Below are 916 nucleotides of genomic sequence, written 5' to 3'. Positions count from 1 at the left end.
GAACGCCGCGTCGAACTCCGCCGCGTCCGTCAGGAAACCACCCTCACGCACATACGACTTCCCCGGCGCGTCCGGATCCGGATCGAACAACCGCTCCACGTCCCACCCACGATCCTCCGGGAACGGCGAGACGGCGTCGATGCCATCCACCGTCATACGCCAGAGGTCCTCCGGGGACCGCACGTCACCGGGATAACGGCACGCCATGCCGACGATCACGATCGGATCCCCGTCGACGGTGGTCGGCGCGGCCGGGGCGGACGGTGCCACGTCCGTCGTCGCGGGCAGCAACTCGCCCCGCAGGTACCGGGCGAGGGCTGCGGCGGTCGGGTGGTCGAAGACCAGGGTGGCGGGCAGGCGCAGGCCGGTGGCGGATCCCAGTCGGTTGCGCAGTTCGAGGCCGGTGAGCGAGTCGAACCCGAGCTCGTGGAACGTCCGGTCCGGGTCCACACCCGACGCCTCCGGCAGCCCGAGCACCGTCGCGATCTGACGGCTGACGACGTCGCGGAGCGCGCCCTCCTGCTCCTTCTCGGGCAGGGTCCGCAGTCGCTCGGCAAGCGTGGCGCTGCCTGCCGGCTCGGCCGCGGTACGCCGTGCTCTGGTACGCACCAGCCCGCTCAGGATCGGCGGCAGAGCACCGGCGGCTGCGTTCGCGTGCAGTGCCGGGAGGTCCCATTCGGCCGTCACGAGCACCGGCTCCGTGGACGTCAGCGCGGCGTCGAAGAGTTCCAGGGCGTTTTCGGCGGCCATGGGCCGGAAGCCCTGTCGCTGCAGCCGTTCCCGGTCGACCTCCGTGAGTTTGTTGGTCATTTTGCTGGTGTGGGTCCAGAGGCCCCAGGCGAGGCTGGTGGCGGGTTGGCCTTGGGTGTGGCGGTGGTGGGCGAGGGCGTCGAGGTAGGTGTTGGCGGCGGCGTAG

Annotated in this window: 1 protein-coding gene; it reads right to left on the bottom strand. The window is 71.1% G+C overall.

Features of this window, described 5'->3' with window-relative positions:
- The coding region (locus LPA42_RS33395) for a beta-ketoacyl reductase (RefSeq protein WP_228987143.1) at positions 1-916 on the bottom strand (916 nt) is incomplete at both ends.

This window comes from Micromonospora sp. DH13, from assembly GCF_020873825.1.
Classification (GTDB): Bacteria; Actinomycetota; Actinomycetes; order Mycobacteriales; family Micromonosporaceae; genus Micromonospora; species Micromonospora haikouensis.
This window is presented reverse-complemented; position numbering and strand designations above follow the sequence as displayed.